The organism is Thiothrix sp. (assembly GCF_028714775.1).
Lineage (GTDB): Bacteria > Pseudomonadota > Gammaproteobacteria > Thiotrichales > Thiotrichaceae > Thiothrix.
On record NZ_JAQTLS010000006.1, the window covers coordinates 216066 to 223705 of the forward strand.

The following is a 7640-nucleotide window of genomic DNA, read 5'->3' on the forward strand; positions in this document are numbered from 1 at the left end:
ATCGCGCTGTCATTTCAACCATCATCGAGATAACTAATGACCAACGGACGCTGGCAATTCTGGATCGACCGAGGCGGCACGTTCACCGACATCGTGGCGCAAGCCCCCGATGGCAGTTTGCACACCCACAAGTTGCTGTCGGAAAACCCGGAACGTTACCCTGACGCGGCGCTGCAAGGCATCCGTGATGTGTTGGGTGTGGCGGCAGGGCAAGCGATCCCTGCCGAACGCATCGACACGGTACGCATGGGTACGACCGTTGCTACCAATGCACTGCTGGAACACAAAGGCGAACCCGTGCTGCTGGTGACGACTCGCGGTTTCGGCGACGCTTTGCGTATTGGCTACCAACAGCGCCCCAACCTGTTCGCGCTCGATATTGAACTGCCGCAGATGCTTTACGTCGACGTGTTGGAGGTGGATGAACGTATTGCGGCGGATGGTGAAATATTGCAAGCACCTGACTCCGCGCACATCCGCCCTGCCCTGCAAGCCGCTTACGCTAAGGGTTTGCGTTCGGTGGCGATCCTGTTCATGCACGCTTATCGCTACCCGCAGCACGAAATGCTGGTGGCAGCACTTGCCCGCGAGGTCGGTTTTACCCAGATTTCCACCAGCCACGCGGTCAGCCCGCTGATCAAGTTTGTGGGGCGCGGCGATACCACCGTGGTGGATGCTTACCTGTCGCCTGTGTTGCGGCGCTATGTAGAACAAGTGGCGTGGGAGTTGCCGGATACCAAGCTGTTTTTCATGCAATCCAACGGCGGCTTGACCCACGCGGATCATTTCGCTGGCAAGGATGCGATTCTGTCAGGGCCTGCGGGTGGCGTGGTCGGCATGGTGCAAACTGCACAAGCGGCGGGTTTCGACAAGCTGATCGGCTTTGATATGGGCGGTACGTCGACTGACGTTTGCCACTTTGCGGGCGAGTACGAACGCACGCTGGAAAGCCATATTGCCGGGGCAAGGATTCGTGCGCCGATGATGCTGATTCATACCGTCGCAGCGGGTGGTGGTTCAATTTTGCATTTCGATGGGCAACGTTTTCGGGTAGGGCCGGACTCTGCCGGGGCGAATCCGGGGCCTGCGGCGTATCGGCGCGGTGGCGAATTGACGATTACCGATTGCAATGTGATGTTGGGCAAGTTGCAGGCGGATTATTTCCCGCAAATCTTTGGCCTGGATGGCAATGAAGCGCTCGATACCGAGGTTGTACGTGCAAAGTTCGCCACGCTGGCTGAGCGCAGCCGAAGCCTAACCCCCGCACAAGTCGCGGAAGGCTTTATTCATATCGCTGTCGAGAACATGGCGAATGCGATCAAGAAGATTTCGGTGCAACGCGGCTATGACGTGAGTGAGTACGCGCTGTGCTGCTTTGGCGGGGCGAGTGGGCAACATGCGTGTTTGGTGGCGGAAGCGTTGGGGATGCGCAAGGTGTTCCTGCATCCGTTCGCGGGGGTGCTGTCGGCGTATGGGATGGGCTTGGCGGATGTGCGACATATTTTGACGCGCAGTGTGGAAGCGGTGTTGGATGATGCGATGCTGGCTGGTTTGCAGCAACAGCAGGCAGAACTGGTGGTGGAAACAGCGGCGCATATCCGTAACCAAGGCGTCAGCACGGCACAGTTACGGCATGAAACGCGGTTGCATTGCCGGTATGCGGGGTCGGATTCGAGTTTGCTGGTGGCGTGGGATGGGGAAGATGCGGCGGGGATTCGGGCGGCATTTGAGGCGGCGCATCGGCAGCGGTTTGGGTTTATGGCGGTGGAGAAGGCCGTTGTTGTGGCGAGTGTTGAGGTGGAGGGGATTGCTGGGGAAGAAAATCCCCCCCAGCCCCCCTTTTTCAAAGGGGGGAGTGAAGAAGCTGCGACATCACATCGGGTGTTTATGCGCGAAGAATGGCGGGATACGCCGTTTTACCAACGGGATGGTTTACAGATTGGGGAAACTATCAATGGCCCGGCAGTCATTCTGGAAAGCACAGGAACGGTTGTCATTGAACCGGGTTGGTCAGCTACCTTAACCCACCAAAACAACCTCATCCTCGATTCCATCACCCCCCTTTGCAAAAGGGGGGGCGGGGGGAATTTCTCTTCCGCCGACCCCATCCGCCTAGAAATTTTCAACAACCTATTCATGTCCATCGCCGAGCAGATGGGTTTTGTATTGGAACAAACTGCCGTGTCGGTAAACATCAAGGAACGGCTGGATTTTTCCTGCGCGATTTTCGACCCCGATGGCAATCTGGTGGCGAATGCGCCGCACATGCCGGTGCATCTGGGCAGCATGAGCGAAAGCATCAAAGCGGTGATCAGTGCCAATGCGGGGGCTATGCAGCCGGGCGATGTGTACGTCCTCAACGACCCGTACCACGGCGGCACGCATTTGCCCGACATCACCGTGGTCAAGCCGGTGTTTGAGGAAACGGGCAACGCGATCATTTTCTACGTCGCTACCCGTGGGCATCATGCGGATGTGGGCGGGATTACCCCCGGTTCGATTCCACCGCAAAGCCGCACGATTGACGAGGAAGGCATCCTGCTGACCAACGTCAAGCTGGTGGAACAAGGCCGGTTTCGTGAAGAAGAGATTCGCGCCCTGCTGGCATCCAGCGCGTACCCAGCGCGGAATATCGACTACAACATCGCCGATTTGAAGGCGCAACTGGCAGCCTGCGCACGCGGCGAAGCCGAACTGCGACGCATGATCGCGCAGATGGGGCTGGCGACGGTGCAGGCGTACATGCGCCATGTGCAGGATAATGCGGAAGCTTCGGTGCGGCGCGTGATCGGCAGCCTGCGTGATGGCAGTTTCCAGTATGAGATGGACGATGGTAGCCGCATTTGCGTGACAATTACGGTGGATGCAGCCAGCCGTTGCGCCACACTGGATTTCACAGGAACCAGCCCGCAACATCCCGGCAACCTGAATGCGCCGACCGCGATTACCCGTGCGGCAGTGCTGTACGTGTTCCGCTGTCTGGTGGCGGACAATATCCCGCTCAATGAAGGCTGCCTCAAGCCGCTCAAGATCATTATTCCGCCCGGCTCGATGTTGAACCCGCAATACCCGGCGGCGGTGGTGGCGGGCAATGTGGAAACTTCGCAATACGTGGTGGATGCGCTGTTCGGCGCACTCGGCATCATGGGCGCAGCGCAAGGCACGATGAACAACGTGACGTGGGGCAATGCCCGCCACCAGTATTACGAAACCCTGTGCGGTGGCGCGGGTGCAACGGCGAATGCGGATGGCGCGAGCGCGGTACATACCCACATGACCAATTCGCGCCTGACTGACCCGGAAATTCTCGAAACACGCTTTCCGGTGCGGCTCGAAGCGTTCCACATCCGCCCGCATTCGGGGGGCAAAGGCAAGCGGCGCGGCGGGGATGGCGTGGTGCGCAAGACCCGCTTTCTGGAACCGATGACGGTGAGTATCGTGTCAGGGCATCGCAAAGTTGCGCCGTATGGCATGGCGGGCGGCAGGCATGGGCAGTGCGGGGTGAATCGGGTGTTGCGTAACGATGGCTATCTGCAAACACTAGAGGGCATCGCACAAATCGAAGTAGACGCGGGCGATGTGTTGACGGTGGCTACGCCGGGTGGTGGGGGATTTGGTCAGTAATCCACCCTCCCCCGCCCGACCTTGGTAATGACGCCATCGCTGGAAATGCGCTGGTCGTGGTAGGCCAGCAGCTTCTCCTTGTAGGCATCCGGCAGGGATGAAGCGTGAATGTCGAAGCGCAGGTGGATGGCAGTCGACACCTTGTTGACGTTCTGCCCGCCGGAGCCTTGGGTGCGGATGGGCTGGAGGTCGAGTTCGTCAATGCGCAAACTGTTGTACATAACTTTTCAGCGTGTTCTGCTCTTTCACTGCATCGTGCGGAATCAGCAAATATCGCCACGGCTTACCGCCATTTGCCACTAAATAGTCGCTGGCATGTTTGCACCATATCGCCCCCGCTGCCGCTTTGGCTAACACTTGGTCGTTATCCATTTCATTGCTGGCTTTGGTTTCAACCATCAGCACCCAATACGCTGTTTCGGCAACGAAATCGGGGATGTATTCGGGATGTTCCGCGCCGTCTTTGTAGAACAGCTTGAACTGGCCTTTAACGGGCTTGAACCACTTTTGCGCGTCACGCTCCAGAATCACAGCAAAACGGCGTTCGGTATCGGAATCGAATTTCTGCAAGGGGTACAGGCAACGCTGAAACTCACCAAACAACAGTTGCTTGATTTTGGATTTGTCCGTGAGAGTTGCACGGATCGGTTGTGCCACCTGCCCTGCTTTAGCGGTGTAGGCGCAGTCTTTGAGTGCTGTAAACCCTTGCTTGACTTCGACTTCGTACTCGCTGCTATCTTCCCAGTAATGCTTTTGCATTTGGGCGTGCAACGTTTTGGCGAGCAGTTGGCGGTTGCTGTCCAGCACGTTGTGTACTTCATCAGCCGACAAATAGCTTTGCAGGTGCGTTACCACTTGCCCCGCCAAGTCGTAGATCAGGTCGGCGTGTTCGTCGTAACAAATATCGTCGTAATCCACCAACGAAAGACTAGAACAGCATTGATAGCGGCTGCACCTGTCAATCTATCATTGAAAATTGCTTTATAAGACTCATGACCTGCTGTTGTGAACTGGCTTGGCTCGGACTTAAGGTAGGCAGGAAAGCGGACATCATTGGAGAAACAAGCTAATGCCTTGGCAAGTTCATCAATCGTAATGCTAGGCAAAATATGCTGACCTGTTCGTCCACTAACTTGAACATACGGACGATAGTGGTACTCATAACCGTGAATAGCTATCTCACGTCGTAGATGCTCTTGCACATCATCCAACGCCGTAAAATGTGAAAGCTCAACAGGATTTTGTAGATTTCTTGCTCGTGTTACCTGCTTATGGAAATCGCCTGTTTCATTGGCTTGAATGATAGTGACCATCACCTTGGCAGCACTTATATCTGCTTCTGGATGCTCAACTACAAATTGAGCTGCTGATGCTATGGTTTGTGCACCATTGACAACCGAAGCACTCAATAATTCAAAATTCTTTTCTATTTTTCTATCATCTGATTTGCTTTTTCGCTTTCCTTTAATAGAAGCACAAATAAATGTAATGCCATTATTAAGATGAAAAAAGCTATCTGGTTCATTCAGTAGAGTTTTCTTGATAGCACTATTTACACCACGCTTACCTGAACCAATAAAAAAGCGTATATTTTTTTCATATAAGGCTTTATCGTGCTTGTTATGCAACACAATTAAATCAACAATACTAACCAACCCAAATACTGTTTTACGTGGGGCATCAAGCTCCCTGAATTTATGTATCTTAAGTCTTTCAATTTTAATTGGCTCTAGTGCTTGTTCAAGCCTAAGAGATTCCGCCACGGATTGAGCATCAAAATACTCAACCGCTTCGCATAAACGATCATCCTCTTCTCGTTCGTTGGTGATTACTCGAAGCAGTACTGTTTGGGCGTGTAGCGATACTGAATCGCCTACATAGGCAACCACCAGTTTAATGTAATTACACTGATCTAAAGCATTCTCAATAGAGTGTCGCCGATTTTGAAAATTATTATTGAAATTATCTAACTGACTGTTTAGCAACAACCCTATACCGCTAGCAAAATCCTGTGCTTCTTCTTGTGAGAACTGTTCATTGGCTTTCAATTTTGATTGCAGTAAGTAGAGTGTCTTATCAGCTTCATGATAGTACACCGCATCAATGCCATTGTCGTTGAAGTCATCAGTCACTTGCTCGGCGGCAGTTTTAGCATCTAGCCCGAATTTACTTTGTAGTACGAAGGCACTGAAAGCACGGGATACTTGCTTGTTTTTTTTATCCTGCTGGTTTGCCCCATTGCCTAGCAGTGGTGGTAAGTGAGGCACATAACGCTCACTGAGAATCCGTTTCAAGGCTTCCAGCATAGAAGGTTGGATTGCAGCCATTTAGTTATTGCCCTTAATCTTGAAGATTTTTATGTGCATACAAGTACGCTCTTGACATAAAATAAGATATTTCAATCACCTACATCAACCCCCAATGATTCTAACCACATCATCCACTCGTTGAAATTCGGGCATTCGCTGCGGATGCGAGATAATCCGATTTCCTGCGCCAGAATGATACCGTGCGTCGGCTTCACATAAGAAGGAAATAGCCCCTCAATCCGGTGGGAAGGCTTGGTTTCAATACTGTTGTTGATCTGCTCCGGCGTGGTGAACTGATCACGAATCTGTTGCAATGCCTGTTGCTTATCCTCAGTCCAGTCATCCAGCAACCATTCAAACTGCTGAATGTCACTGAATAACAAACCTTCAAACTCATACATCTGCACATAGGGGCGAAATTTTTGCGCGGGGTCTACATTGTCAAACAGACTTTGAGTTGCCTGCATGATTGCAGCTTCGAGTTCTGCACGGGTTTTGCTCTGGTTATTCTTGAAGCCGTAGAAATCAACAAAGGTCGTGATAACGTCATAGCTTTGGTAGTTGTTGCGCACAAAATGCGCCAAACGCGGCGCAGACACATTCCCGCCAAAATGGTCGGTAAAAATATAAATCCCTTTAGTCAGCAAGACCGGATACAAGCACTGCTCAGCAAACTCCTGCTCAGTCTGCCCTTCACAAATAACGCAAACACGCATCAGGGTTGCCCCCTAACACATTACTCAACCACAATTCTGACACACTAAAATCATCATCCAACCACTGTTGGTAGTCTGCTTGACTCAGGTTGCGCAAGCGCGTTTCACCATTTTCAAGATCAGCCACTACAATATTGTCGAGATTAAAACAGTTGACCATGAATGGTGATTGGGTTGCAAGAATAATCTGGCAACGATTGGATAAGCTTTTAATCATCGCTGCCACTAATGTAATAGCATTGGGATGCAAACCTAACTCTGGCTCATCCAGCAAAATAATGTCCGGCAATTGTTCAACGGGAAGGTTTAACAAGGTAATCAGGCAAAACAGACGCAACGAACCATCAGAAGTCAGGTGCGCTCCCATGATTTTATCACCTTGCTTATGCCTCCAGCGTAACATGACTTTACCGTGCTGCGGCTCAAGCACAAAGCCATCGAAGCTGCTCAATACGCGGCTGATTTGCTTTTCTATCAGCTTAAAGCGTTTGGCATGATTTTCACGCAAGGCCAACAATATAGCCGCCAAATTATCGCCATCAGAATTCAGAAACACCGAATCGCTGGTGTCATGGTGCTTCTTGATGCCCGCATTTCTGGCAGTGTCATGAAATTGATAGACCCGACAACGTTGCAGAAAATACCCTAACACTTGGGGTATCCTGCTTTTCAACAGCTTGCCATCAGCCAGAATAGGTTTTCTAATTCCTTGATAAAATACACTAGATACATCGGTTGAAGCAGATGGCAACATCATCCATTTTTCATCACTTAAGCGCGTATGTTCATACACAATGCTCATCTGATCTGAGGTATCGGCGAGTAGTTTGGCTTGGTACTCATAGCGGTCTTGCTGACCTTCTATAGGGAGCCTCTAAAAACCCGGCGTATCGCAGCGGTGCGCACTGACTGTCCGGCATTTTGTTAAAAAATCTTGTGCCCGCTAGTTTTTAGGCACATTACATCCGTTTTCTGGCGATTTTTCCGCATT

5 protein-coding genes and 1 pseudogene are annotated in these 7640 nt (G+C 51.7%); 1 reads left to right on the forward strand and 5 read right to left on the reverse strand.

Annotation, left to right across the window (positions count from 1 at the left end):
* Positions 1-36 precede the first annotated feature (36 nt).
* Positions 37-3624 carry a hydantoinase B/oxoprolinase family protein gene (locus PHE17_RS07485; protein WP_301015205.1) on the forward strand — a complete coding sequence of 1196 codons (3588 nt, stop codon included), beginning with the start codon at positions 37-39 and terminating at the stop codon, positions 3622-3624.
* Positions 3625-3653: 29 nt separating this feature from the next.
* Here the strand turns inward: PHE17_RS07485 and PHE17_RS07490 are convergent.
* The 5 genes and pseudogenes from PHE17_RS07490 to PHE17_RS07510 form a co-directional block, all read right to left on the reverse strand.
* Positions 3654-3845: pseudogene (locus PHE17_RS07490) on the reverse strand (aminoacyl-tRNA hydrolase); the annotation flags it as partial.
* On the reverse strand, positions 3823-4542 hold the full coding sequence (locus tag PHE17_RS07495; RefSeq protein ID WP_301015206.1) for a hypothetical protein: 720 nt from the start codon (positions 4540-4542) through the stop codon (positions 3823-3825). The pseudogene PHE17_RS07490 and the gene PHE17_RS07495, both read right to left, overlap by 23 nt.
* Positions 4500-5951, reverse strand: coding sequence for an AIPR family protein (locus PHE17_RS07500; protein WP_301015207.1), 1452 nt, complete (start codon positions 5949-5951; stop codon positions 4500-4502). Before PHE17_RS07500 ends, PHE17_RS07495 begins: the two co-directional genes overlap by 43 nt.
* Positions 5952-6022: 71 nt before the next feature.
* Positions 6023-6649: a DUF4276 family protein gene (locus PHE17_RS07505; RefSeq protein WP_301015208.1), complete on the reverse strand. Its 627-nt coding sequence runs from the start codon at positions 6647-6649 to the stop codon at positions 6023-6025.
* Entirely contained in the window at positions 6627-7451 is an 825-nt protein-coding gene (locus tag PHE17_RS07510) for an AAA family ATPase (RefSeq protein ID WP_301015209.1), read from the reverse strand. Before PHE17_RS07510 ends, PHE17_RS07505 begins: the two co-directional genes overlap by 23 nt.
* Positions 7452-7640 lie beyond the last annotated feature (189 nt).

Excerpts from the sequence above, each read along its gene's own strand:
- PHE17_RS07485 (WP_301015205.1), top strand. The coding sequence starts at position 37 with ATGACCAACGGACGCTGGCAATTCTGGATCGACCGAGGCGGCACGTTC.
- PHE17_RS07500 (WP_301015207.1), bottom strand. The coding sequence starts at position 5,951 with ATGGCTGCAATCCAACCTTCTATGCTGGAAGCCTTGAAACGGATTCTC.
- PHE17_RS07505 (WP_301015208.1), bottom strand. The coding sequence starts at position 6,649 with ATGCGTGTTTGCGTTATTTGTGAAGGGCAGACTGAGCAGGAGTTTGCT.
- PHE17_RS07510 (WP_301015209.1), bottom strand. The coding sequence starts at position 7,451 with ATGAGCATTGTGTATGAACATACGCGCTTAAGTGATGAAAAATGGATG.